We start from the raw sequence: 24,884 nt of genomic DNA, 5'->3' as shown, positions 1-24,884 counted from the left end.
GCGTGTCAGGGGCGGGATCAGGAGGTGGCGTACGGCAGTTCGCGGGTGCACGGCCTGTTGTTACTGCTGGTCGGTGACCGGCTCGGCCCAGGTGGTTCCGGTGCTGCCGTCGCCGCCCTTGGCCTCCCACACGGCGAGGTGCTCCGTGACCCGGTTGTGGCCCGTCCTTATCGGGCGACGTAGCCGCCGTCGACGGGGAGGGCGACGCCGACGACGAAGCCGGCTCCGGGGCTGCACAGCCACAGTCCGGCCTGGGCGATCTCCTCGGCGGTGCCGAGCCGATTGATGGGCTGGTTGGCCTCAGCCTCGGCACGGTCGAGTTCCCCCTTGGCGATCATGTCGCTGACCATCGGAGTGTCGATGGTCCCGGGGCAGACGGCGTTGATGCGGATGCCACGCGGGGCGTACTCCAGGGCCGCGCTGGAGGTCAAGCCGATCACTCCGTGCTTGGAGGCGTGGTAAGAGGCACGGCCGGGCAGGCCGACCAGGCCGCCGAGGGAGGAGCAGTTGACGATGGCGCCGCTGCCCTGGGCGCGCATGTGCCGCAGCTCGTGCTTCATGCAGGTCCACACGCCGCGGAGATTGATGGCGTTGACGCGGTCGAAGCGTTCGGCGGGTTCGTCGGCTGCGTCGCTGGGCGGGATCTGGATGCCGGCGTTGTTGTAGGCCATGTCCAGGCGGCCGAAGGTCTCGACCGTGCGGTCGACCACGGCGGCGGCCTGGTCCTCGTCGCTGACGTCGCAGGTGAGGGCGAGGACGTGGTGGCCGGCGTCGGTGAGTTCCTTCGCGGCGGCGTCGAGGGCCGCTTCGTCGATGTCGGTGAGGGCGACGGCGGCCCCGGACTCGGCGAAGGCGCGGGCGGTCGCCAGGCCCATGCCGGCACCGGCCCCGGTGACGAGGGCGACCTGGCCGGTGAAGTCGTAGGTGGGGTTCATGGTGGATCCTCTCGTGCGGTGCGGCGGGGATACGGCGTCGATTCGTGGCGGATGCCGGCCGGACTCAGTGATGTGACGGCGTCCGTGCGGGTTGGTCACTCGGCGCGTGGGCCGGGGCGGTGCGCTGGGTGACGATGCGGCTCTTGCCGGAGGTGCCGCGGACGGCGAGGACGATGAGCGGGAGCAGGGTGAGTACGGCGATGACCGTGCCCACCAGGGGCGGGCCGGTCAGCCCGAGGGACGAGTCCAGGGCGGTACCGGCGATCCAGGAGCCGCCGGCCACGCCGACGTTGAAGGCGGAGGTGGTCAGCGCGGACGTGAGGGTGGGGGCGTCGCCGGCGAAGCGCATGGCGAGCGAGGTGACGACGGGGTTCACCGTGAATCCGGTCAGGCCCATGAGGAAGACGAGGACGGTGGCCGTGACCGCGTTGGTGGACAGCGGGATCATCAGGAACAGGACCAGGGCGGTGGCCGCGGCGGCGGTGATGGTGGTGCTCATCGGACGGCGCTCACCCAGACGGCCACCGGTGGTGGTGCCACCAAGGGCGCCGACGCCGAAGGCGACGAGGACGAACGGGACGGCGCCCGCCGGTATCCCGGCGCGGTCGGTCAGCAGCGGGGTGACATAGCTGTACGTCGCCAGGACACCGCCCATGATCAGCATGGCGGCGCTGAGGGCCAGCCACAGCCGGCCCTGGCGCAGGGCGCCGAACTCGGCGCGCAGTGAGACGGTCGCGCGCTGCTCCTGGGTGGGGATGAAGCGGCCGATGCAGACGGCGGCGAGCGCGGAGAGGGCGGCCAGGGCCCAGAACGGGCCGCGCCAGCCGACGAACTGGCCGGCGAAGGAGCCAATGGGCACGCCGACGACGTTGGCCAGAGTCAGCCCGCCGATCATGACGCCGGTCGCGCGCGTGGCCCTTTGCGGGCCCGCAGCGGTGGTGGCGACGACGAAACCGACGGACCAGAACGCCCCGGTGGCCAGGGCGGTGACGACGCGGGCGGCGAGGACGACGGTGAAGGAGGTGCTGAGGGCCGCCACCACGTGACCGAGGCTGAAGACGGACAGGGCCAGGACCAACGTCTGGCGCTGGGGCAGGCGCAGGGTGGCCATTGCCATGGTCGGCGCCCCGATGATCATGCCGACGGCGAAGGCGGTGATCAGCAGACCGGCCTGGGAGGTGCTCACACCGAGGCCGGTGGACAGTTCGGGCAGCAGTCCGGCGATGACGAACTCGGTGGTGCCCATCAGGAACGTGCCGGCGGCCAGCACCCAGACGACGAAGGGAAGCTTGCCGGGGGTGGTCCCGGATGTGGAAGGCATACGGAAGGTTTCTCCTTGAGCGGAAGGGCGGACACGGGTTGTGGTCAGGCCATGGGGAGGCTGTCGGAGCGGACGGGGGCGGACCTGGCTGCCGAAGGTCAGGAGGCGGCTTCGATGGTGATGCGGTCGGCCGTGCCGAGCCGGTCGGCGTCGGCGTCGACGTGGCCGAGGATGAGCAGGTCGGCGTTGGCGGAGTCGCCGTCGCGGTAGTAGAGAGCCAGGTTGCCCCAGGGCGCGTAGTAGGCCAGGTCACCGACCCGGGGCACGTCGGGGTCCGGAGCGCCCGAGGTGGTCAGCCTGCGCGGCAGGTCCGCGATCCGCTCTGTCTGGTGGAAGTCCTCCAGATCCAGGGTCAGCGGGAGCAGATCGGCGAAGTCGCGGGCGGCAGGGCTGTCGTTCAGAGTGGCGTCGACGGGCCGGCCGTCGATGGTGACTCGGATGGCCATGGCAGTGTTCCTGTCGGCTGATGCAATGGGTGCGGCGGATGAAGATGCCTCCTGCTGCCCCGAGGACGCCGGGGAGGAGGACGCCGGGGAGGAGGACGCGGAGTGCGGCGTGGCTCCGGACGAGTCGCCGGCACAGGCGGTCACGGCCAGCAGGAGAGCGGCTACCGGGACGGCGCGGACCAGGGCGCGGCGGGCGGCAAAGTTCATGGCAGTGCTCCGGGTCTCAGTCGGGCAGGGGCTCGGAGTAGTGGCGGAAGCTGTCACGCTCGCGGTGGATGTCGTACAGGCGCCGGGCCAGGGCGTCGGGGCTGTTGTGTTCGGCGTCGGGCCGGATGGCGCCGGGGACGATCAGCTGGGCGACGTGGATGTTCTGCGGGGCGAGGGTGTCGTGGAGCATGCGGGCGTAGGCGCTTTCGGCGGCGAAGGCGACGGAGGTGCCGGCGACGTTCGGGTTGGGGCGTACGGCGCTGGAGCCGTTGACGAACAGCAGCGTGCCGCGACCGAGCTCCCGCATGCCGGGCAGGACGGCGTTCACCGCGGTGACGGGGCCCTTGACAGAGAACGCGAGCGGCGCGTCGAGGTCATCGGCACTGGTGTCCAGGACCGGCTGCATGAAGTCGGCCCGGGGCACCGGGCTGTACTGGAGGATCTCGACGGTCCCCAGGGAGGTACCGGCCGTGTACAGGGCCGCGGTCAGGGACTCGATGTCGAGGACGTCGGCGGCGAAGCCGCGGGCCTCGATGCCGTCGCCGGCCAGTTCGGCTGTCAGGCTGGCCAGCTTCTCCGTGTTGCGGGCGATGAGGGCGATGGAGTGGCCGGCGGTTCCGAAGAGGCGGGCGGTGGCGAGCCCGAGGCCGGGTCCGGCACCGATGAGAGCGAAAGTGGTCACGGTGAGTCCTTGGTGGCGAGGGGGAGCGCCGGGTCCGGGCTTTGGATGCCAGGCCCCGGCGGCTGGACGGTGTGCGGTCAGGGCTTGAGGAGGGCCTTGATGGCGCGGCGTTCGTCCATCGCCTTGTAGCCCTCGGCGACCTGGTCCAGGGGCAGGGTGAGGTCGAAGACCTTGCCCGGATTGATCCGGCCGGACAGGACCCGGTCGATCAGGTCGGGCAGGTAGCGGCGCACCGGGGCGGGGCCACCGCGCAGGCCGACCTGGGAGAAGAACAGCTCCTGGCCCTCGACCGAAACCTCGTGCGGGACGCCGACGAAGCCCACGTTGCCGCCGGGGCGGGCGGAGTGCAGAGCCTGCCGCATGGACTCGGCGGTGCCGACGCACTCCAGAACCGAGTCGGCGCCGATGCCGCCGGTGAGGTCCTTGACGCGGGCGATGCCTTCGTCGCCGCGTCCGCTGATGATGTCGGTGGCGCCGAACTCGAGGGCCAGCTTCTGCCGGGACTCGTGGCGGCTCATGGCGATGATCCGCTCCGCGCCCAGTTCCCTGGCGGCGATGACACCGCACAGACCGACCGCTCCGTCACCGACGACGACGGCGGTGGAGCCTGGCTTCACCTCGGCGGCGAGGGCGGCGTACCAGCCGGTGCCCATCACGTCGGAGACCGCGAGCAGGCTGGGCACCATCTCGGCGTCGGGGTGCTCGTCGGTGGCGACGAGGGTGCCGTGGGCGTTGGGGATGCGGACGTAGTCGGCCTGACAGGTGCTCATGAACTCACGGTGCAGGCAGGAGGACTGCCAGCCGTTCAGACAGTTCGGGCAGGTGTTGTCCGAGGTGGCGAACGACCCGACGACGAACTGGCCCGGCTTGACGTGGGCGACCTCGCTGCCGACCTCCTCGACGATGCCGACGTACTCGTGCCCCATGGGATGGGGCTCGTCCACCGGTTCAGCGCCGCGGTAGGGCCACAGGTCCGAGCCGCACACGCAGGTGGCGACCGTGCGGATGATCGCGTCGGTCGGACGGCTGATCTTCGGGTCGTCCAGGGTCTCGAAGCGCACGTCGCCGGGGGCGTGAATGACTGCTCCGCGCATGATGGGGTGCTTCCTTCGGTACGAGGGTGCTGAACCGCAGCCAAAGGCAGGACTGGCTGCTCACGATCGAGCCTCACACTCGAGGGCGGGCGTGAAAAGCGGAGGAATCTATCGGGGGAGAGGAACATCCAGGGAGGAAATTCTCCCCCCTTCCCGGATGCGATCGATTTAATTCTCGGAAGCATGAGCAGCAATGTCACCCTGAATGAACTGGGAGATTTCCTCAAGCGGCGCCGCTCAAAATTGAGCCCGCTCACGGTCGGACTTCCGTCGACCACCCGGCCGCGTCGGGTCGAGGGACTGCGCCGTGAGGAGGTCGCCCAGCTCGCCTCGATCAGCACGGACTACTACACGCGTCTTGAGCAGGGCCGTATGCAGGCGTCCGCTCCTGTGCTGGACAAACCATCGCCCGTGTCCTCCATCTGGACGACGAGGGCGGCTATCTCTTCCAGCTCGCGGGCAAAACCACGGTCCGCCGGCCGCGCTGGGCTGGTCACTGACTTTTCCCGTATCCCGGAGAAGCATCGCAACTACCCGCGTCTCCTTTTCATGGATCCGGTGATGCGTGGTCTGTGCGCCGACGGGGAGACGGCTGCGCAGGTGACGGTGGCGCAGCTGCGGATGGAGGCGGCGAAGTATCCCGAGGACCCCCGCCTGATCGAGCTGGTCGGTGAACTGTTCATGCGGGACAAGCAGTTCGCGAAGTGGTGGGGAGATCGCTGCGTCGCCTCCCGCACCGTGGGCACGAAGACCCTCAACCATCCGGTCGTCGGCGAACTCGTTCTGGATTGGGACACCCTCACCGCCAACACCGATCCCGACCAGAACCTGACCGTCTGGACCGCCGCCCCCGGTTCTGCCACCCGCGAGCGGCTGCGCATCCTCGCCTCCTGGGCCGCCGACCAGAACATGGTGCCCTCTTCGTCCCTCCGCTGACCGGTGACGCGCCCACACCGACGGACGGTGACCCTGCCGGGCCGACCGCACGCTCTGCCGGTCCGCGGCGTGACCTGCTGCGCGCACGTGGGACGAGCCAAGCGCCGCGTCAGCCGAGGTCCTGAAGTCCGCACCCGATCGCCTGTTCTGTGGCTGCTCGGGGCTGAGGCGGGGGCGTCTCGGAGCGGGTGGCGCGCATCAGCGCGAGTACGGCCAGGGGTACGAGGGTGAGCGCGACCGCCACGGTGCCGACCAGCGGGGGCCCTGCCTGCGCCAGCGGTGAGGTCAGGGCGATGCCCGCCGTCCAGGAGCCGACGGCGATGCCCACGTTGGGCGCCGCGCCGCTGAGGCCGGAGACCAGGGTGGGCGCGGAACTGGAGAAGCGCAGGGCAAGCGCGCCGAGCACCGGGGTCGCGGCGAAGCCGGTCATCCCCATGAGTGTCACCAGGACGACGGCCGCCACCGGGTTCGGGGAGAGCCAGGTCAACAACAGCAGCACCAGCGTGGTCGTGCCGGCAGAGGTGAGGAGCGTGGCAAGGGGGCGGCGGTCGCCCAGGCGCCCGCCGACCGTGGTGCCCAGCAGGGCGCCCAGGCCGTAGCCGGTCAAAACCATGGGCACGGCTCCATTGGGGATGCCGGCCCGTTCGGTGAGCAGGGGCGAGATGTAGGTATACGTCGCCAGGACACCGCCCATCAGCAGCGTCATGGCACTCAGCGTCAGCCAGACCCGGACATCCCGCAGCGCGGCGAACTCGGCCCGGACGGAAGGTGCTTCGCTTCGCACGTCGGTGGGGATGTACTGGCCGATGACCGCCGCCGCCCCGGCCGACAGTACGGCGAGCACCCAGAACGGGCCGCGCCAGCCCGACAGCTGCCCCAGCCACGCGCCCAGAGGTACGCCGGCCACGGTGGCCACGGTCAGACCTCCCAGGAGCATGCCTAGGGCCCGTGACGTCGCTGCCGGCCCTGCCGCGGTCGTGGCCACGAGGGCGCCGACGCACCAGAAGGTGCCGGTGGCCAGCGCGGTCACCACGCGGGCGGTGAGCACGAGTGTGAAGGACGAGCTGAGCGCGGCGACCAGGTGGCCGAGGGCGAAGACGGCGAGCGCGAGGATCAGTGTGGAGCGCCGGGGCAGGCGCAGCGTCGCGATCGCCATCGCCGGCGCCCCGACGATCATTCCTGCCGCGAACGCTGTGATCAGCAGACCCGCGTGAGACACGCTGACATTCAGATCGTCGGCGATCTCGGGCAGCAGGCCCGCGACGACGAATTCGGTGGTACCCATGAGAAATGTCCCAGCGGACAGCACCAGGACGACGAAAGGCAGCTTGCGGGGTCGGCCGTCGGTCGTGGATGGCATTCGGTGGCATTCCCTTTTCAGGACGATGTACGACCGCCGCGGGGTGGGGACGCCGTAGAGCATCGCACTGCACGGGCGTTGTGTGAGGGGGAGGATTTTCTCCCTGCTTCGTGGCGAAGCAGGGAGTGATCTCCCCGGGGAACGACTCCCGGTTCCCCTGAGACACCGCCAGGTCGTATAGGACGACGGTCGCGGGCAGCAGCTCCCGCGGCACAGGCCTGGAGCGGCGTGCCCCACGGGGCCAGGGTCCGGGCGGAGTTTCGTCTGTGGCGGCAGGACGAGGCGGAGGAGGTGGTCGGTGACGCCGCCTGGGACCAGGACTGGGCCGCCATCGAGTCTCTTTACCGGTATCTGATCCGGATTGGTGTCGTCACCCGGCAGCCCTGGCGGGCGACACCGCAGCGTGACAACCTCGCCAGCAGAATCCGCCCTGACCTGCGCGTACGGCACATGGAGCTTGACCAGTACCTCTACGTGAGGGACGTCGGATTCGGGGGACTGGCTCCGGACGCCGGGCTGGATGTCTCGTTCAGGGGCTGGCGGCCCCACCGAAACCGCGCGGCCTGCGAATTGGCGCTGATGACGGGGATGCGGATCCAGGAGTGGTCCACTTTGCTCCTGCCCGAGCTCGGTCTGGTGGATGGCCTGCGGCCGGCGTTCACGGACGTCGAGCTGAAGGCTTGCGCCAAGTTCGGACGGCCGCGCTCTGTCTATGTCGCGCCGGACCCGATGGAACTGCTCGATCCCTACCTGCCGCTCGAACGTCCGGAGATCGTGGCGAAGGCCCAGCGCTCGCTTCGACGGCCATCCTGACACGAGCGGCCCCTGCGGTGCTTGATCTTTTCTGGGGGCACAGACGCGAGCTGATGTCTCCTGAGACACATCGAAGTCTGGAGAACGACGGCTACCGGGCACTCGTGGGCTGATGGCCGCGTGCTGATCCGCTCCCGCGTCGGCGGTGACCTGGCCGATGCCTTTCCCGAGATCCTTCTCGAACCGCCGGACGCGGCCACTTGCCATCGACCGACGATCCCCGTATGGTCGTACGAACGTAAGGCATACGACCGTACGACATACGGGCGTACTCTAAAACCAAGGGAGCTTGTGATGGCGACAACCCAGCCGGTGGCACTCGTGACAGGCGCGTCCACCGGTATCGGAAAGGCAGCAGCTCTCGCGCTTGCCGCAGCGGGTTTCGAGACGGTGGGAACGAGCCGGAAGACGTCGGGAGCCGACCGTCGTGACGGCGTGACGTTCCTCGCCCTCGACGTGGGCAGCGACGAATCGGTCGCTGCCGCGGTCGAGCAGGTGATCGAGCGGTTCGGGCGGATCGACGTCCTGGTCAACAACGCGGGCATCGGCTCCTCGGGCGCGTGGGAGGAAAACTCTCTCGCTCAGGCCGAGCGCCTCTTCAACATCAACGTCTTCGGTGTGATGCGCATGACCAAGGCCGTTCTCCCGCACATGCGCTCCCAGGGAAGCGGGCGCATCATCAACATCTCGTCCGTCCTCGGCTTCCTCCCCGCGCCCTACATGGCCAACTACTCGGCGTCCAAGCACGCGCTCGAGGGGTACACCGAGTCCCTGGACCACGAGATCCGCGAACAGGGGGTCCGTGCCCTTATCGTCCAGCCGGGCGGCACCAAGTCCTCCTTCGAGGCGAACACTGTCGAGCCCGACATGCCCATGGACATCTACGCGGAGCAGCGGCGCATCGCCGACAAGCTGGCGCTGGCGGTCAACGAGGAGGGCGACGACCCCGACGTCGTCGCGAAGGCAATCGTCGCGGCCGCCACCGACTCCAAGCCGAAGGTGCGGTACACCGCCGGCCGGCAAGCCCGGCTCGTCAGCGCGGCGCACCGTATCCTTCCCGCCGGGGTCTTCGACGGACAGGTCCGCAAGACCAACAAGCTCGCCGGCTGAGATCTGCAGCCGGTGAACCGCCCCGGTATCGGTGGAGGCTTCGGACTGCCCCGAGTTGGGTGGAGTCGAGTAGCCCGTGGCCGCCGCCAGGGACGGCATGGTCGGGCACTGAGCGGCTTCGTGCACATGGCGGCGGACGAGCGGATCGGCGCCCTGGGTCCGATGCTCACGAAGAACTTCGACCAGGACCACCCCGATCTGTTCGTCGCACGCGAGCGGCTGATGGAACTGGTCGGGCATCGGCCGTGACCGTGGAGGACATGCGACGAGCGTGACTGATCCGGTCGGTCAGATCGATATCGACTAGTTCGGGGCTCGGCGCTCGGCGCCGGTCAGTAGTCGTGACCAGTAACCACCTCGTACAAAGCTTTCGGCCGTCGACGATGACGAGCCGTCCTGCCCCTGGCTAGATGTCCCGACGTCTCGCTGTCTCGATCTTCGTCTCCAGCTTTGTCTCTCTGAACTTCTCTCATCGCTTTTCGCCACGAAAGTCCCGAAGTGGGTATCCCCATGTCTGAAACGGCTCAGGCCACCGCCAAGGCGGCAGCCGACTCCCATTCCAACCGCTGGAAAGCGCTCGGCTTCATCGCGCTCGCCCAGCTGATGGTCGTGCTGGACGCAACCATCGTGAACATCGCGTTGCCGTCCGCCCAGCAGGACCTGGGCATATCCGACGGCAACCGCCAGTGGGTCATCACGGCGTACGCCCTGGCCTTCGGCGGCCTCCTGCTCTTCGGCGGCCGTATCGCGGATCTCTGGGGCCGCAAGCGCACCTTCGTCGCCGGTCTGATCGGCTTCGCCGCCGCGTCCGCCCTCGGCGGCGCGGCCACCAACGAGGCGACGATGCTCGGCGCCCGTGCCCTCCAGGGTGCCTTCGGCGCGCTGCTCGCGCCCGCCGCGCTCTCCCTGCTCGCCGTGATGTTCACGGAGCCCAAGGAGCGCGCCAAGGCGTTCGGCATCTACGGCGCGATCGCCGGTGGCGGCGGCGCCGTGGGCTTCATCCTCGGCGGCGTCCTGACCGAGTACCTGGACTGGCGCTGGACGTTCTTCGTGAACATCCCGTTCGCGGTCATCGCCGCGCTCGGCGCGTACTTCGTCATCCGTGAGCCGTCCGGCAGCCGCAACCGCTCGCCGCTCGACATCCCGGGCGTCGTCCTGTCCATCCTCGGTCTGGTCACGCTCGTCTACGCCTTCACCCGCGCCGAGTCCGACGGCTGGGGCGACTCCACGACAGTCGGCCTGTTCTTCGCCGCAGCGGTGCTGCTCGCCGCGTTCGTCTTCACCGAGTCCAAGGTCAAGGCCCCGCTGCTGCCGCTGCGCGTCATCACCGAGCGCAACCGCGGAGGCGTCTACCTCTCCCTCGGCCTCGCGATCATCGCGTTGTTCGGCCTGTTCCTCTTCCTGACCTACTACATGCAGCTCGTGAAGGGCTACTCGCCGGTCAAGACCGGCCTCGCCTTCCTTCCGTTGATCGGCGGCCTGATGGTGGGCTCCACGCAGATCGGCACCCGCCTGATAACCCGGGTTCCCCCGCGCCTGCTGATGGCTCCGGGCTTCCTGCTCGCCGGGACCGGCATGTTCTTCCTCACCCGGCTGGAGATCGACACCTCGTACGCCAGTGTCATCCTGCCGGGGCTGGTGCTGCTCGGCCTCGGCATGGGTACGGCGTTCATGCCCGCCCTCTCCCTGTCCACGCACGGTGTCGAGCCGCGTGACTCCGGTGTCGCCTCCGCGATGGTCAACACCTCGCAGCAGGTGGGCGGCGCGATAGGTACGGCCCTGCTGAACACGATCGCCGCCTCCGCGACGACCTCGTACATCAAGGACCACATCGCCGGCGCGGGCTCCAGGACCCAGCAGCAGCTGGTCCAGCTGGAGGGTCAGGTGCACGGGTACACCAACGCGATCTGGTTCGCCGTCGGCATCCTCGTGCTCGCCGCGACGATCGCCGCGACCTTCATCAACACCGGCAAGCCGGAAGTCGGTCCGGCCTCCGGCGAGGGTGCCGAGGACGAGATGAAGATCCCGGTGATGGCCCACTGACGGCCCGTACACCGGGTAAGCCCGGTACTTCGGGTACTGCGATCACTTCGGGTACTTCCCGTACTTCGTGTACGGCGCGGGGTGGGGACGCCTCGCCGTACACGATGCAGGGTCAGCCCCGGCTCCGAGAGCGACGGAGCCGGGGCTGACCCGTGTTCGGGCCCCCAGGGCTCGCCATGACGGGCCCTGGATGCAGATAACCTGCGCGGAGCCGACGGCAGCTCAAGCGGCCGAACCGAAGGACATCGGCCTGCAGACCGAAAACGTCCTGACCAACGGCATGCCCTAGGACCTCGCCGCCGCGATCCATTTCCAGGTCGACCAACGACGAGCCGGAAGCGGCTCCTTGATGCGGGCATCGACCTCCGCGGTCCACTTCGCGCCAGCCGGCCAAGAAGCCACCATGAACGCGGCCACCGCATCGCTGCCTCACCCACTGCGACCGCGCAGCTTGGGAAGGCATCGCGATCTTCCACGAACTCATCCGCCTCACGTTCGAGGACACCGACCCCCTCTCCGCGCACCCGGACATTCTGGCTCTCGTCCACTCCGACCACCGAGGCCGCTACGCCACCGTCCTCGCGCCCGGCTGGCACCCGATCAGGCGACCGCGTTCAACGGTGCGGTGCCGTCTGGCCCTGCCTGGGCTCCGCCGTCTGGGCCCCTGCGCAACACACCACCAGCTTCGAAGTTGGGATACGCGCGCTTGGCCGCCCCTTGCTTCCTGGCGGTAGGGGCCTCTTGCCATGCATGCAGGACAGGGGCTGGCAGTTCGCCGGCGCAGTAGCCAGGCTGGTACATAGGGAGAAAAATCAACAAAGTGGACCAAAAGAGACTATGCGGGGAAGATCGGCCGACGAATCCGGCTCGTCGTGCGCCCATGGCCTTTCCCGTGCCACGCCCCGCGTTTCCCGGATCCTTCTCGAATCACCGGGCGTAACCACTTGCCATCCACCGACGACCCCCCTATGGTCGTACGTACGTAAGACATACGAACGTAAGACATACGGGAGTACGTCAAATCAAGGGAGCTCGTGATGGCTGCAAATCGACCGGTAGTGCTCGTGACAGGTGCCTCATCGGGAGTCGGCAAGGAGACGGCCCGCGCCTTCGCCACGGCGGGCTTCGAGGTGATCGGAACCGCCCGCAACACTGCGCGGGTCACCGCGCCCGACGGGGTGACCTACCTCGACCTCGACGTGACCAGCGACGAATCGGTCGCTGCCGTGGTCAAGCAGGTGATCGACCGGTTCGGACGCATCGATGTCCTGGTCAACAATGCCGGCGTCGGCGCCAACGGCGCCGGCGAGGAGTTCTCCGTCGCCCGGACGCAAGAGGTCTTCGACGTCAACGTCTACGGCATCATGCGGATGACCAAGGCAGTCCTGCCGCACATGCGCACGCAACGGAGCGGACGCGTCATCAACGTCTCCTCCCTCAGCGGGTTCGTCCCCAGCCCGTTCATGTCCATCTACACCTCGACCAAGCACGCGGTCGAGGGCTACTCCGGGTCGCTGGATCACGAGGTCCGCGAACACGGCGTGCGGATCCTGCTCGTCGAGCCCGGCCCGATCAACACCCCGTTCGGGGACCACAGCGTGCAGGGTGACACCCCCATGCCGCTCTACGCGTCGGGACGGCGCACCTTCGACGAGGTGCTGGCCAAGAACACCAGCGGCGGCGACGATCCCGCCACCGTGGCCAAGGTGATCGTCGCGGCGGCCACCGACCGCAACCCGAAACTGCGGCGCACCGCCGGCACGACGGCCGCAGGCATCAGCGTGTTCCACCGCGTCCTTCCGGCCCGGATCTTCGACCGCATCGTCCGCAGGTTCAACCGGATGCCGAACTGACCCTCACCCTTCGCGTGCCCCGACCCGCCCGAAAACGACGGCGCGACTTCGGCGAGGTGATCGCGGATGCGATGAAGGACGGCGACGCCCCGGCCGTCGTCGCCAAACGATCGACACCGCGGCCACCGACAAGAAGCCGAAGCTGCGCTACATCGCCGGCCCTGCGGCCTCACGCGTCACCACGGCACGCCGTCTTGTCCCTGCCGGAACGTTCGACAAGCAGATCCGCGAGAACAACCCTCTGCCCGCCTGACATCCGGTCCGGCTCCACGGGCGCCCATTCCGCCCGACCTCCCCGATGTACCCGACCTCCCCGATGTCTCCGATGTCCCCCAAAGCCCATTGATCAGTCACTTGTTGATTTGCCAAGGAGAGTCATGCAGCAGCAACACCAGCACACGGCCCGGCGCAGTGCATCGAGCGCACAGCGTTTCTTGAAGAAGAACATCGGCATCGCGTTGGCGGTCACCGCGGCGGCGGCCGTCCTGGCGTCGGCGCCGTCCGCGTCCGCATGGACGGGAGGCTCGGATGGCGGATCCGTGGTCACCGATGTACGGACCGCGGCGAAGTTCGACTTCGCGGCCGGTGAGATCCCCGAGAACATCACCGCCAACCCCGACGGCTCGGTGACCCTGTCCATGCTGGGCAGCTGCGCGGTGTGCGAGCGCACCCACGGACCGGAGCTGATGCGTATCTCCGCGTCCGGAGAGCGCACCGTGCTCGCCGCCGGGCAGGTGGGCGAGGCGATCAGCGGCAACGCCCGGGGCAGTGACGGAACGGTCTACTACGCGTTGTGGGCCCCGGGCAACGCGGCCCGCAACGGCGTGTACAAGCTGCTCGCGGACGGCACCCCGCAGCGCGTCGCCGCTCTGCCCGCCGACTCGGGCCCCAACGGGCTGGCCGTCGATGCGGCCGGCCGCACCCTCTACATCGCGGACAGCCTCAAGGGCATCATCTGGTCCGTCCCGGTCTCGGGCGGAACGGCGACGCCGTGGCTGACAGACGCCGCGCTCGCCCCGATACCCACCGAGGCCCTGCCGATCGGCGCCAACGGACTCAGGTTCCACAACGGCGCCCTGTGGATCAGCAACTTCAACAAGGGAACACTGCTGCGGATCCCGGTCACCCCCGCCGGCGCGCCCGGTCCCGTCCGCCAGGTCGCGGGCGGCCTGCCCAACATCGACGACCTCAGCTTCCTCACCCCCCGCTCCGATGTGGTGTTCGCGGCGCAGAACGGCTCCTCCTCGAACAACGGCCCGGACAGGGTCGTGGTGATCTACCCCAACGGCACCTACAAGCCCGTCCTGACCAGCGCGGACGGTCTCGCCTCACCCTCCGCCACCGCCGTGCGAGGCGACCGGCTGTACATCACCGACGGTGGGGTCCCCGAGCCCCACGACCCGAAACTGCAGACCGCCAGGATCAACTTCCCCGCTCTCCTGGCAGGCGCGGCACACTGACCCGACCAGCGGCAGCCGGGGCGCAAGCCCCGGCTGCCAGGAGGAACACATAGGGAATCTGGTGCGAACCCGTCGACGCCAACACCGACTACGTCCTCCTGCACACTCACGCCGGGGGCTCCGTGCTGGCGTCGGCACACGTCGACCGGAAGCTCGCGGGCCATATCGCCAAGGCCGCCGGGGCCCCGGTACTGGTCCTGGACTTCCGGCGGGCGCCGGAACACAAGTACCCGGCTCAGGTCGACGACGCGGAAGCGGCCTTCAACTGGCTGCTCTCCGAAGGGTATGAGCCCGGAAACATCATCACGATCGGCCACTCGATCGGCGGGTTCATCGCCGTCGCCCTGGCGCTTCGCCTCCGCGACCAGAAGCAGCCCCTGCCCGGCGCCATTGTGTCGATCTCCCCCTGGTGCGACCTCGAAATCGCCAACGAGACCATCACGACCAACGCCAGCACGGACAAGATCCTCAGCAAGGAACTGCTGACCTTCTTCCGGGACGCCTGGATCGGCGGCACCGGCATCGAACACACGGACACCCGGATCAACCTGAACCGGGCCGACCTGAGCGGCCTGCCTCCCACCCTCGTCTCCTGGGGCACGTACGAGGTCCTGGCCGGCGAGGACGAGGAGTTCGCCGCCCGCGTCAAGGACGCCGGAATCGACACGACGACCGTCGTGGTCCCAGGAGGCCAGCACTCCTACGTCTACGGCGCCGGCCGGGTTCCGGAGACCGACGCCGCCATCGCACAGATCGGAGCCTGGGTCCGGGACAAGACCAAGATCTGACCGAGCGGTCCGGGCGCGGCAATCGCACGATCCGCACGCCTGCGTATCCGCCGCGCTACGGACACCCGTCGTGATGTGGGCAACGGGTGAAACCGACGTCTCACTGCCCGATCCGATCCGCGAGAGTCTCACGCAGCTGCGCGCCGGCCTTCCCCTAGTCGGTGTCGCACCGGGTTCACCACCGTCCCCACTCCCGACGCCGGCCACCCGCCGGGGGGCCGGACCATCCCGTACCCCCTCGATGAGGGGAAAGAACGAGGACCCAATGAGCGCCTTCCACCCCGATCTCAGACGAGGTCGCTTCATCCCCAATGTGTCCTACGGCCGTCTGTCGTCGCGCATCGTGCGGAGCGTGAAATGGCGCTCGACCGATCCAGGGCCGGACATCACGGTTCAGGAGATCGTCGTGCCCGGGCCCAAGGGCGCGCCGTCCGTCTCGCTTCGCGTCTTCCAGCCGACCGGCCTGAAGGCGGCGGCTCCGGCGCTGCTCTGGATTCACGGAGGCGGGCTGATCTTCGGCGCGCCCGAGCAGGACGACCGGACGAACATCGCCTTCGCCCGCGAGCTCGGCATCACCGTCGCCGCGGTCCGCTATCGACTGGGTCCTGACCATCCCGCGCCCGCCGCGGTCGAGGACGCCTACGCCGGGCTGCGCGGACTGGCCGAGCGCGCGGACGACCTGCACATCGACATCGACCGCATCGCCATCGGCGGTGCCAGCGCAGGCGGCGGAATCGCCGCGGCCCTCGCGCTGCTCGCCCATGACCGGGCCGAGATCCGGCCGGTGTTCCAACTGCTCCTCTACCCCATGCTGGACGACCGCACGACGACGAGAACCGACCTGGACACCCTCAAGGTGCGCGTCTGGACGCCCAAGAGCAACCGGTACGGCTGGTCGTCCTACCTCGGCGACGCCGTCGCAGGCCCGGACGTCTCCCCCTACGCCGCCGCAGCCCGCCGCGAGGATCTCACCGGTCTCCCGCCGGCCTGGATCGGCGTCGGCACCCTCGACCTCTTCCACGACGAAGACATCGAGTACGCGCGCCGGCTCAGTGACAGCGGCGTCCCCTGCGACCTCCACGTCATCCCCGGCGCTTTCCACGGCTTCGACCTCGTGTTTCCCAAGGCCGAGATCTCGCGGGAGTTCTGGCGCCGCCAGGCACGGGCGCTGAAGGGCGCACTGTGACACCGACCGAAAATCACGGCAGACCGACTCCTCACGGAGACAGCAACGGGATCGGGCGGACCTTTCAACCGCGGCTGAGCCGCAAGCGGCGCCCGTTGCCCGCCTACTCCGTTCGGGAGTGGAAGGCGCTGACGGCGTCGGCCGAGGAGGCGGTGGCTCAGGCGTGGGACGCTCACCGGCAGGCGCTGCGGGACGCGGCGCGGGGCCAGGATCTGGCCGACGGGCTGTCGCGCGAGAACATCCAGTTCTCTCTGCTGCACCATGGTCCGCAGGCCCTGGGCAGATCCTCGCGCCACGGCTAACCAGGGCGCACCTGGCGGGTGGGGGACTTCTACCCGGGTGGCGCTCCGGAGGCGGTGTCTGCTCTATTTCCCAGAGCGTCGGTGGCCTTCGCCTACCGGCTGTTGTTCGGGATCCGTACCGGCATCGTCCCGGACGGGCTTGCGGACCTGGGCCTGGGAAACGTGCGGTGGAGCGGGGATGCCACGCTGCTGCTCGACTACGTCAAGGGCCGCACCAGCCGGGAGTCGTTGACGCTGTCGCGGCCTGCGGTGCGACTGCTGAAGCAGTGGCTTGAGCATTCAGCCGTTGCCCGACGGTTCGCTCCACCGGAGCTGCGGGAGCAGCTGTGGCTGCGCTACTGGTCGGGCGCCGGCAACGGCTGGTCGGCGGGCCGGTTCGAGGCCGATGCACGGGCCGCGTGGGTACGGACGTACGAGCTCGTCGACGATGCCGGACAGCCCCTGCGGATCCATCTGCACCGGATCCGGACCACTGTCGGGGCGTCGCGGGACCGGACGTCCTGGCGCGGCAGCAGCCGGGCCACGATCGACCCCAACCACACCCCCGCCGTGGAGGGCGACCACTACCTGACCGGGCAGAGTCCGGCGCAAAAGGCCGCCACAGAGAACGTGATCGAGGACGCCCAACGTGATCTGGTCCGCCGGGGCCACCCGCAGGCCGTGGTGGTTGCCGCCCACGAGGACCTCGCGGACTTCGTCCGCAACTTCCCCCCAGGCGGCCCGGGAGCTGCAGTTGGATGACAAGGCGCTGGCCGAACTGTTGGGTGGAGAGCGGGATGTGTTCGCGGCAAGTTGCGCGGATCAACTGTCGGGACTGCACGGGCCTGCGGGCAAGCCGTTTCCGGCGAGACCATGGGTGTGTCTGCTGTGTCCGCTAGCCGTGTTCGCTCCCCGCCACCTGCCCAATCTGATGCGGCTGCGGGCGTACTTCGCCCGGCAGTGGCACTTGATGCCCGCCGCGGCGTTCCTCAGCGTCTTCGGCCCCTACGCACAGCGGCTGGACGAACTGCTCACCCCTGCCTGCTTCGAGGAACGCGCGGTGCAGCACGCCGCCTCATAGGTGACCGACTGCGACAGCGAACTGCCGCTGCGCCCCGAGGAGTACACCGCATGAACCTCGAGCCTGCCCGAGCGTGGCCAGAGCCTCCGTTCGCCGGGGCGGACATCTGCACCGTCGCGGGGCTGCCGGTGCGGCGCGGTCAGCTCGGTCCGCGCTTCGAACAGGACCGCTGGGACTTCACCGTGGTCCACCAGCTGCCCCGCTCCATTTCCCGGGGCGTGCTGATCTGGGACTTCCGCGAGATTCATAATCCGGGCTGGCGAGTGCTGGCCAAGGAGTACCTGACGGCGCTGTGTGCCCCCGTCCACGAACGCGTCCGCGTCCTTCCCGCCGCGCACCGGGTGCCGCGTACGGTGCGGACCTGCCATGACCGGTTCCAGCAGCTGATCCGGTGGCTGAACTGCCTGACCGCCCAGGGCGTGACCTCGCTGGAGGAGGTGACCCAGCATCACTGCACCGTGCACCTCGCACACCGGTGTGCCGGCCGGGATGCCGACATGGCCCGGTCCGGGAAAAGATCCTCACAGCTGGTGGTGGTCCAGGTGCTGCAGGAACTCGCCGACTACGGCGAGTTGTTCACCACGGACCGCTACCCGAGCGGCTTTCGTCCCTGGGGCGGACAGCTCGCCCACGTGGTCGCGGGGGTGTCGAAGATCGGTGGGGAGAACAAGTCGCCTCCGGCCCGCGCCGAAGTCATGAGCCCACTGCTGACCGCCACCCTGTTCCTCATCCACACCATCGCTCCGCTGGCGCTCGCCCTGCGCACGACGTGCGATACCCCGCAGCCGCCGGGGCCGGTCCGCACCGCCACAACGGCCCGGTTCCGGCGGGCCGTTCGCGCCCACCTGGCCGCCGGGGAGCCGCTCGAACAGGACGAGGAGCGGGCGGTCCGCTCCAAGCTCACCCACGGTTGGAACCCCACGGACCCGCTACTGCGCGTCAGCTTCGCGGCGCTTACTCTGGAGGGCGGCGTGCGGACGCGCAGCGGGAAACCCTTTCGGCCGGGCCCCGGCTTCCTGCACGACCCGCGCACCGCCGCCGTACGCCCCCTGCTGGAGCAGGCCATCGCGCAGGTGGGCATCGAGCCGCGCTGGGGCCGGCAGGCGGACCTGGTCGCCCGCGCCGACGACACCGGCACGGTCCCCTGGACCCTGCCGATCACCCAGGACGGGCTGGCGCGGCTGCTCGGCCACATCCGCACGGCCTGCATCCTCACGATCGCCGCGCTGAGCGGCATGCGGACCAGCGAGCTGGTCGAACTGCCCCTGGACTGCCAACTTGCGCCCCACTCCTACGGCACGGACCGGGTGCGGCACCGCTTGAAGAGCAAGGTCATCAAAAGCCGCGGTCACGGCGGGAGTTGGGACGAATGGGTCGTGGTGGCCGAGGCATACGAGGCCGCCGGCGTTGCCTGCCAGCTCGCCGATCCCGGCGCCACGCATCTCTTTCCCGGCCACCTCGACCTGTGCCGCCGCTACCGGGACTTGCGGGCGTGGGTCAACAGCGACGAGGGACAGCGCCTGGGCCTGCCCCGCCTGCCCGCCGACGCCATCACCCCACGCATCCTGCGCCGCACCCTGGCCGTCGAACTCGCCCACCGGCCTGGCGGCCTGTTCGCGGCGAAGTTGCAGCTCAAGCACCTGTCCGTCACCGCCACCGAGGGATATGCGAACCGTCCCGGCGGCGCCCAGGCCCGCTTCCTGGCCGAGGTCGGCAAGGAAGAAGAGTCCCGCGATCTGTCCCTGACCCTGCGGGCGTTCCGCGACTACCGGGCCGGCCGTCGTCCCCCCGGACCCGGCGCCCGGGACCTGTTGGCGTTCTTCGCCAGCGTCGAGCGCCAGCTGGAGGAACTGGGCGTGTCCGCTCCGGCGGTGAAACGCAGCGACCAGGAAGTGATCAACTTGCTGGCCCATCGGGCGGGCGCCCTGCACCTGGGGCTCGCGAACTACTGCTGGTTCCTCGACCCGGACAAGGCCCTGTGTCTCAAGCTCGCCGACAGTGCCGACCGCAGTCGTCCGCTGGCCGGCATGTGTGACTCGGCCCGCTGCCCGCAGGCCACCCACCACTCCTGTCACCGCGACGCATGGGCGACCGCGGCCGTCAGCGGCCAGGCCTTCATCGGCAAGATCGGACGAGGGCAGAAGACCGAACGGGCACGGCTGATGGTCGAAGTCGAACGTGCCGAGCACATCGTCGCCGCGATCGACGCCGCAGATCACGGAGGACCGCGTGGGACAGATCAGTAGTGCCGAACGCCGCCGCAACGAAGAGGCCATCCGGGCCGCGATGGACCGGCTCCTGAAGGGTGACCTCCCGCCCGGCGGCAGCTGCGACTTGAAGACGCTGGCCACCGAGGCTGGTGTAACTCGCACCGCGTTCTACCCGAAGAAGAACCGTGACGGCACGCCCCGCCCCGGCCCCTATACCAGCACCTCGCCGAAGAGTTCGAGCGGCGCCTTCGTACTCTGCGGGAGGCAGGAGAGGTCGTCGACCCGCGGATCGCGCAGATCGAACGACTCAAGGCCAAGGTCGCCGAGCTCAAGGAACGCCTGGCGCAGCGGGACGAGACCATTGCCGAGCTCACCACGTTCAAGGAACTGGCCCGCTCGCGCTTGGCCGCACAGCATGACGAGATCGTGCGTCTACGGGAACAGGCCGCGGCCCTCGGCAACGTCCGCCGCCTGCCCGCCTCCGGCACGCCGATGCGCGGGTAGGCCGCCTGCAGCTTGGCGGCGAGAGGTCGCGAACCTGCGCCAGGTCCCGGCTGGGCCTTCGGCCGCGGTTGGTTACAGGGAAGACCGGTCATGAGGTAAGTCGATGAACTCACCTCATGAAACGTAACCCATGCGCCACTCTGGAGACAAGTACTCACTTACCATTTTGGGGGGCTGATCAACGTGTGACGGGGCTGGTCGGTGCGGCATGGCGGACGAGCACTTGATCGCGATGCTGGCCGCCGGGCTCGGAGGGAGGGGCCTGCAACTGACCGGCGAGGGCGGGTGTCGCAGCGGCTGACCAGGCGCGTGGTGGCGTTTTCCCTGGTGGGCGAGATCGCGGATGCACATCGGCCATCAGGAGCGCGAGGCGGGGCGCCTCATTGTTCGCGGGTGGTGCAGTTCGCGAAAGTGCAGCTCCACGGCGTCCAGCGTTTCGCCAGGTGGTGGCCCTCATGCCCCCCCCCACGACCTCACGATGGGGACAACTTCAATACGCGAGTGCAGCCGATTGAAGTTGCCGCAAACAGGCGCCCGCGCCTGCCCGCCCGGCATCTGTTTGCCTGGTCCAGGAGCGCTGATTCGTCAGCAGGATGCGCCCATTGGTGAGCGGCAAGGGCGGCCGGCGCCGTTCGGGGAATGTTCGGGCAGGGCTGCCGCCTGCCCGGGGGACCTCAGCGCGCTCGAGGGAAAAGCCGCTCGACAGCGGTCACCACCGCGGCGCGGCGGGCGGCGATGGTGGGGTCCACGGCGTGTGCGGCGGCGGCCTCGCTGTGTTCGGGTTGCGACGCCCAGGTCGTGGCGATCTGGTTGACCAGGGCGAGGACGTCGGCCGGGTCCCAGGCGGGGTCGAGCTGTCCAGCCTGTTGCGCCTGGCGGAGCTGGTCGATCTTGCGGGCGATCGTTGCCTGGGCGGTGTCGTCGGCAACGGCTTCGGTGCCCGGCAGTTCGAGGCGGCCCCAGGTGATCAGGCGGTAGTGGTCGGGACGGGCGACGAAGTAGTCGAACAGGCGGCCCGCGTAGCCAGGGAGGTCGGACGGGTCGATCTGGGTGGCCTCCGCGATGACGACGTGCTCCCGTGTAGCGACGTTGGCATAGAGCGCATCTTTGCTGCGGAAGTAGGCGTAGACGCGTTCCTTGCTGGTCTTGGCGAGCTTGGCGATGCGGTCCACACGGGCGCCGGCGATGCCGTGACGGGTGAACTCCTCCATGGCAGCGGTAAGAATGCGCTCGCGCGTGGTGTCGCCGCCGCCGGCGGCGGGCGCTGCGGTCTGGCCGGAGTCGCGGGACTGGGACATGACCCCAGGATAGAGCACCGAACCGTCTGGTTTGGCAGCAGGGCGATCGGCGTGTAGGGTCAAACGGAACAGTTCGGTTTTACCTCTGCGGGTGAAGCCGGCGAAACACTGAGGGAGCGAACTCATGCAGCACCGCAATCTGGGCTCTCAGGGTCTGCGCGTCTCGGCGCTCGGCCTGGGGACCATGGGCATGTCCATGGCCTACGGCGCCTCGAACGACGACGAGGGCATCGCGACCATCCGCCGTGCCCACGAAATCGGTATCGACTTCTTCGACACCGCCGAGCTGTACGGCGCCGGTACCGGCAGCAACGAGATGCTCCTCGGCAAGGCAGTCGAAGACTTCCGCGACGAGGTGGTCCTCGCCACCAAGTTCGGCTTCGACATGACCGCCCCGGCGATCAGCCCCGCCTTCAACAGCCGCCCGGAAAACATCCGCAAGGTCGCCGAGAACAGCCTGCGCTACCTGCAGAGCGACCACATCGACCTCTTCTACCAGCACATCTCCGACCCCGACATTCCGGTCGAGGAGGTCGCCGGCGTGGTCGGCGAACTGATCACCGAAGGCAAGGTGAAGTACTTCGGCCTGAGCAACGTCGGCCCCCAGTACATCCGCCGCGCCCACGCCGTCACCCCGGTCTCCGTGCTCCAGTACGAGTACTCGCTCTTCGAGCGGGAGGTCGAGGAGAAGATCCTTCCCGTTCTGCGGGAACTCGGCATCGGCCTGGTGCCCTACTCCCCGCTCGGCCGCGGCTTCCTCACCGGCCAGGTCAAGCCCGCGAGCGAGTACCCCGCGGACGACATGCGCAGCTGGGACGAACGCTGGCAGGGCGAGAACTACACGTACAACCTGCGCGCCACCCAACAGCTCAAGAATCTGGCCGACACCAGGGGCATCACTACGGCCCAACTTGCGCTGGCCTGGCTGCTCGCCCAGGGCGAGGACGTCGCGCCCATTCCCGGCACCCGCAGCACCAAGCGCCTGGAGGAGAACGCCGGCGCCGTCGACGTCCAGCTCTCCGCCGCAGATCTGGCCCGCATCACTGAGATCCTTCCCCACGGCTCGGCAGGCAGCCGCCTCCCGGCCGCGCTACTGCCCCGCTTCAGCACAGACTGACCGTGCCGGCACCCGCGCATGCGAGGCCCGGGCGCGTCGGCCATAGGCGGCGCGCGGTCTGGTAGCGATGGCAGGGGGTAGCGGGCGGGGGAGGTCCTTCGAGGCGGGAGTTCGGGTGGTCCTCGCTGATATCGACCTGCCGGCGGTTACCGCCGAATGGCTTCCATTCACGCTGCCAGGACCCCGATACGTCGCCCCTGCCGGGACCGGTACAGATATGGGCGGCTCGACCGACAACGCATACAGGCGAGCGCGAGCGGTCCTTCCAGTAGTCAACAGCGGCCGACCGCTGAGTCCGGACCGTGGCCTCTCGGTACTGCCGACGTGTGCCCCCGGCGTCTCGCTCGGTGGCGCGACCTCCGACAAGTGATCGACGAAATCTTCCAGCACGTGCGAACCCGGGGCGACGTCGGCCCTGCCGTGACGGTGTTGGCCTTCTGCTGCGGCGACCACCGCGGCTGCACCGGGTTACTCAGCGCCACCCGCAGACAGCACGTGATCTGAAAAAGATCATCATCCGCGAGCGCCGCGAAGCAAGACGCGCTGTGTCAGGCCGGAGTCCTCTGGTCCTGTCCTACGTGCCTGATGGCGCCCCCCTGAAGAGAACGAGCCCTCGGGCGAACCGGAGGAATGACACGGTGGAGATCGAGCTGCGGATCAACGGATCCGCCCAACGGCTGGACGTCTTGCCACAGGTGAGTCTGCTCGACGCGCTGCGCGAGTACTTGGGCCTGACCGGTACGAAGAAGGGTTGCGACCAGGGCGCGTGCGGTGCCTGCACGGTGCTCGCGGACGGCCGGCGGATCAACGCGTGCCTCGCGCTGGCGGTGCAGTACCAGGGCCGCGAGATAACGACCATCGAAGGGGTCGACCACCCGTTGCAGGCGGCGTTCGTCCGCACGGACGGATTCCAGTGCGGCTACTGCACGCCGGGCCAGATCTGTTCGGCGATCGGCATGCTCGCCGAACACAAGGAAGGCGCGCCCAGCGCGGCGACCGAGCACCTCGCCGCCACCGGCGGAGAGCTGGACGACGCGGAGATCCGGGAGCGGATGAGCGGCAACCTGTGCCGCTGCGGCGCCTACAACGGCATCGTCTCGGCGATCAGGGAGGTCGCGAAGTGAAGTCGTTCTCCTACGTCAGCGCACCGGACACGGCCACGGCGCTGCGCACGATCGCCGATGGCGAGGACGTGAAGTTCCTCGCGGGCGGGACGAATCTCGTGGACCTCATGCGTGAGGGCATCGAACAGCCGCCGACGGTCGTGGACATCACCCGCCTGCCGCTGACCGGGATCGAGGAGCTGGCAGGCGGCGGGATCCGGGTCGGCGCGCTGGTGAGCAACAGCCGGCTCGCGGCGGACCCCCTCATCCGGACCCGCTACCCGGTGCTGGCGCAGGCGATCCTGCACGGGGCGTCCGCCCAGCTGCGGAACATGGCGACCGTAGGTGGGAACCTGCTGCAGCGCACCCGCTGCATGTACTTCTACGACGAGACCGCCGCGTGCAACAAGCGTGCGCCCGGCAGTGGTTGTGGCGCGATCGGCGGGTTCTCCCGCGGCGGCGCGGTCCTGGGAGCGAGCGAGCACTGCATCGCGACGCATCCCTCGGACATGGCGGTGGCGCTGGTGATGCTCGACGCGGTCGTCGAGGTGGAGAGCCTGCACGGCGTCCGGCGTATACCGGTCGCCGAGTTCCACCGGCTGCCCGGCGACACGCCCCACCTCGAGACGGTGCTGGCCGCCGACGAGCTGATCACAGCCGTCGAGCTGCCGCCGGTTGCGGTCGCGGCGAACTCGCGCTACCGCAAGGTGCGCGACCGCGCGTCCTACGCGTTCGCCCTCGTCTCCGTCGCCGCCGCGCTGGCCGTCGAGGACGGGGTGGTCACCGAGGTCCGCCTCGCGCTGGGCGGGGTCGGCACCAAATCCTGGCGCGCCACCGAGGCCGAACGCGTGCTGCTCGGCCGGCTGGCGACCGAGGGGGCCTTCCAGCGGGCAGCGGAAGCCGAACTCGCCGCCGCTGAGGGCGGACCACAGAACGCGTTCAAGATCGAACTCGCGCAGCGCACGATCGTGGCGACCCTGCGGCAGCTCCTGACCGACGGGAGCGCTGCCTGATGCCGAGGTCGAAGACAGCCACCGCGAGAACCACTCCTGCCCG

General features: G+C 69.1%; 23 protein-coding genes and 2 pseudogenes. 17 read left to right on the top strand and 8 right to left on the bottom strand.

The features are described from left to right. Window positions 1–167 precede the first annotated feature (167 nt). From OG734_RS01160 to OG734_RS01140, 5 genes are all read right to left on the bottom strand, one after another. Window positions 168–935: an SDR family NAD(P)-dependent oxidoreductase gene (locus OG734_RS01160; protein WP_330285571.1), complete on the bottom strand. Its 768-nt coding sequence runs from the start codon at window positions 933–935 to the stop codon at window positions 168–170. Between the two features lie 64 nt (window positions 936–999). Beyond that, window positions 1,000–2,256 carry an MFS transporter gene (locus OG734_RS01155; RefSeq protein WP_330285570.1) on the bottom strand — a complete coding sequence of 419 codons (1,257 nt, stop codon included), beginning with the start codon at window positions 2,254–2,256 and terminating at the stop codon, window positions 1,000–1,002. A gap of 98 nt (window positions 2,257–2,354) precedes the next feature. Further along, window positions 2,355–2,909, bottom strand: a complete 555-nt coding sequence (locus OG734_RS01150; protein WP_330285569.1) for a cyclophilin-like fold protein — start codon at window positions 2,907–2,909, stop codon at window positions 2,355–2,357. A gap of 16 nt (window positions 2,910–2,925) precedes the next feature. After that, a complete protein-coding gene (locus OG734_RS01145) occupies window positions 2,926–3,591 on the bottom strand; it encodes an SDR family NAD(P)-dependent oxidoreductase (protein WP_330285568.1) in 666 nt (221 codons plus the stop codon). A gap of 77 nt (window positions 3,592–3,668) precedes the next feature. Beyond that, window positions 3,669–4,685, bottom strand: coding sequence for a zinc-dependent alcohol dehydrogenase family protein (locus OG734_RS01140; RefSeq protein ID WP_330285567.1), 1,017 nt, complete (start codon window positions 4,683–4,685; stop codon window positions 3,669–3,671). A 183-nt stretch (window positions 4,686–4,868) separates the two neighbouring features. Between OG734_RS01140 and OG734_RS01135 the strand changes: the two are divergent. After that, window positions 4,869–5,621: pseudogene (locus tag OG734_RS01135) on the top strand (helix-turn-helix domain-containing protein). A 109-nt stretch (window positions 5,622–5,730) separates the two neighbouring features. Here OG734_RS01135 and OG734_RS01130 read toward each other — a convergent pair. After that, complete coding sequence (locus OG734_RS01130) at window positions 5,731–6,981, bottom strand: MFS transporter (RefSeq protein ID WP_330285566.1); 1,251 nt, start codon at window positions 6,979–6,981, stop codon at window positions 5,731–5,733. Window positions 6,982–7,272: 291 nt separating this feature from the next. On the opposite strand from OG734_RS01130, the gene OG734_RS01125 reads away from it, so the two are divergent. The 13 genes and pseudogenes from OG734_RS01125 to OG734_RS01060 all read left to right on the top strand — a co-directional run bounded on the left by OG734_RS01125 (window position 7,273) and on the right by OG734_RS01060 (window position 19,842). After that, complete coding sequence (locus OG734_RS01125) at window positions 7,273–7,794, top strand: hypothetical protein (protein WP_330285565.1); 522 nt, start codon at window positions 7,273–7,275, stop codon at window positions 7,792–7,794. A 294-nt stretch (window positions 7,795–8,088) separates the two neighbouring features. Next, the gene (locus tag OG734_RS01120) at window positions 8,089–8,904 is read left to right on the top strand and encodes an oxidoreductase (RefSeq protein ID WP_330285564.1); all 816 of its coding nucleotides are present in this window, start codon (window positions 8,089–8,091) and stop codon (window positions 8,902–8,904) included. Between the two features lie 126 nt (window positions 8,905–9,030). Next, entirely contained in the window at window positions 9,031–9,153 is a 123-nt protein-coding gene (locus OG734_RS01115; RefSeq protein WP_443064812.1) for a hypothetical protein, read from the top strand. Between the two features lie 261 nt (window positions 9,154–9,414). Then, window positions 9,415–10,947 carry an MFS transporter gene (locus tag OG734_RS01110; RefSeq protein WP_330285563.1) on the top strand — a complete coding sequence of 511 codons (1,533 nt, stop codon included), beginning with the start codon at window positions 9,415–9,417 and terminating at the stop codon, window positions 10,945–10,947. Window positions 10,948–11,173: 226 nt separating this feature from the next. Continuing rightward, a pseudogene (locus tag OG734_RS01105) lies at window positions 11,174–11,652 on the top strand (ADP-ribosylglycohydrolase family protein); the annotation flags it as partial. 332 nt (window positions 11,653–11,984) lie between these two features. Continuing rightward, window positions 11,985–12,800, top strand: coding sequence for an oxidoreductase (locus OG734_RS01100; protein ID WP_330285562.1), 816 nt, complete (start codon window positions 11,985–11,987; stop codon window positions 12,798–12,800). 377 nt (window positions 12,801–13,177) lie between these two features. After that, window positions 13,178–14,260 (top strand): SMP-30/gluconolactonase/LRE family protein, encoded by a 1,083-nt coding sequence (locus tag OG734_RS01090; RefSeq protein WP_330285561.1) that lies wholly within the window; start codon window positions 13,178–13,180, stop codon window positions 14,258–14,260. A 56-nt stretch (window positions 14,261–14,316) separates the two neighbouring features. Beyond that, entirely contained in the window at window positions 14,317–15,048 is a 732-nt protein-coding gene (locus OG734_RS01085; RefSeq protein ID WP_330293526.1) for an alpha/beta hydrolase, read from the top strand. 352 nt (window positions 15,049–15,400) lie between these two features. Then, window positions 15,401–16,234, top strand: coding sequence for an alpha/beta hydrolase (locus OG734_RS01080; RefSeq protein WP_330285560.1), 834 nt, complete (start codon window positions 15,401–15,403; stop codon window positions 16,232–16,234). A 95-nt stretch (window positions 16,235–16,329) separates the two neighbouring features. Further along, a complete protein-coding gene (locus OG734_RS01075; protein WP_330285559.1) occupies window positions 16,330–16,536 on the top strand; it encodes a hypothetical protein in 207 nt (68 codons plus the stop codon). Between the two features lie 81 nt (window positions 16,537–16,617). After that, the gene (locus OG734_RS01070; protein WP_330285558.1) at window positions 16,618–17,277 is read left to right on the top strand and encodes a hypothetical protein; all 660 of its coding nucleotides are present in this window, start codon (window positions 16,618–16,620) and stop codon (window positions 17,275–17,277) included. Further along, entirely contained in the window at window positions 17,270–17,596 is a 327-nt protein-coding gene (locus OG734_RS01065; protein ID WP_330285557.1) for a hypothetical protein, read from the top strand. Before OG734_RS01070 ends, OG734_RS01065 begins: the two co-directional genes overlap by 8 nt. Before the next feature lie 50 nt (window positions 17,597–17,646). Continuing rightward, window positions 17,647–19,842 (top strand): site-specific integrase, encoded by a 2,196-nt coding sequence (locus OG734_RS01060; RefSeq protein WP_330285556.1) that lies wholly within the window; start codon window positions 17,647–17,649, stop codon window positions 19,840–19,842. 174 nt (window positions 19,843–20,016) lie between these two features. On the opposite strand, the gene OG734_RS01055 is transcribed toward OG734_RS01060, so the two are convergent. Continuing rightward, complete coding sequence (locus tag OG734_RS01055; protein ID WP_330285555.1) at window positions 20,017–20,223, bottom strand: hypothetical protein; 207 nt, start codon at window positions 20,221–20,223, stop codon at window positions 20,017–20,019. A gap of 761 nt (window positions 20,224–20,984) precedes the next feature. After that, window positions 20,985–21,608, bottom strand: a complete 624-nt coding sequence (locus tag OG734_RS01050; RefSeq protein ID WP_330285554.1) for a TetR family transcriptional regulator — start codon at window positions 21,606–21,608, stop codon at window positions 20,985–20,987. A 124-nt stretch (window positions 21,609–21,732) separates the two neighbouring features. Here OG734_RS01050 and OG734_RS01045 point away from each other — a divergent pair, with 124 nt between their 5' ends. From OG734_RS01045 to OG734_RS01035, 3 genes are all read left to right on the top strand, one after another. Then, the gene (locus OG734_RS01045; RefSeq protein ID WP_330285553.1) at window positions 21,733–22,725 is read left to right on the top strand and encodes an aldo/keto reductase; all 993 of its coding nucleotides are present in this window, start codon (window positions 21,733–21,735) and stop codon (window positions 22,723–22,725) included. A 638-nt stretch (window positions 22,726–23,363) separates the two neighbouring features. Continuing rightward, window positions 23,364–23,849, top strand: coding sequence for a 2Fe-2S iron-sulfur cluster-binding protein (locus OG734_RS01040; protein ID WP_330285552.1), 486 nt, complete (start codon window positions 23,364–23,366; stop codon window positions 23,847–23,849). After that, window positions 23,846–24,841 (top strand): FAD binding domain-containing protein, encoded by a 996-nt coding sequence (locus tag OG734_RS01035; RefSeq protein ID WP_330285551.1) that lies wholly within the window; start codon window positions 23,846–23,848, stop codon window positions 24,839–24,841. The genes OG734_RS01040 and OG734_RS01035 overlap by 4 nt, the downstream gene beginning before the upstream one ends. Window positions 24,842–24,884 lie beyond the last annotated feature (43 nt).

It is taken from the genome of Streptomyces sp. NBC_00576 (genome assembly GCF_036345175.1).
GTDB lineage: Bacteria > Actinomycetota > Actinomycetes > Streptomycetales > Streptomycetaceae > Streptomyces.
The sequence above is the reverse complement of the archived record's forward strand: the minus strand, read 5'-3'. Positions and strand labels throughout refer to the sequence as shown.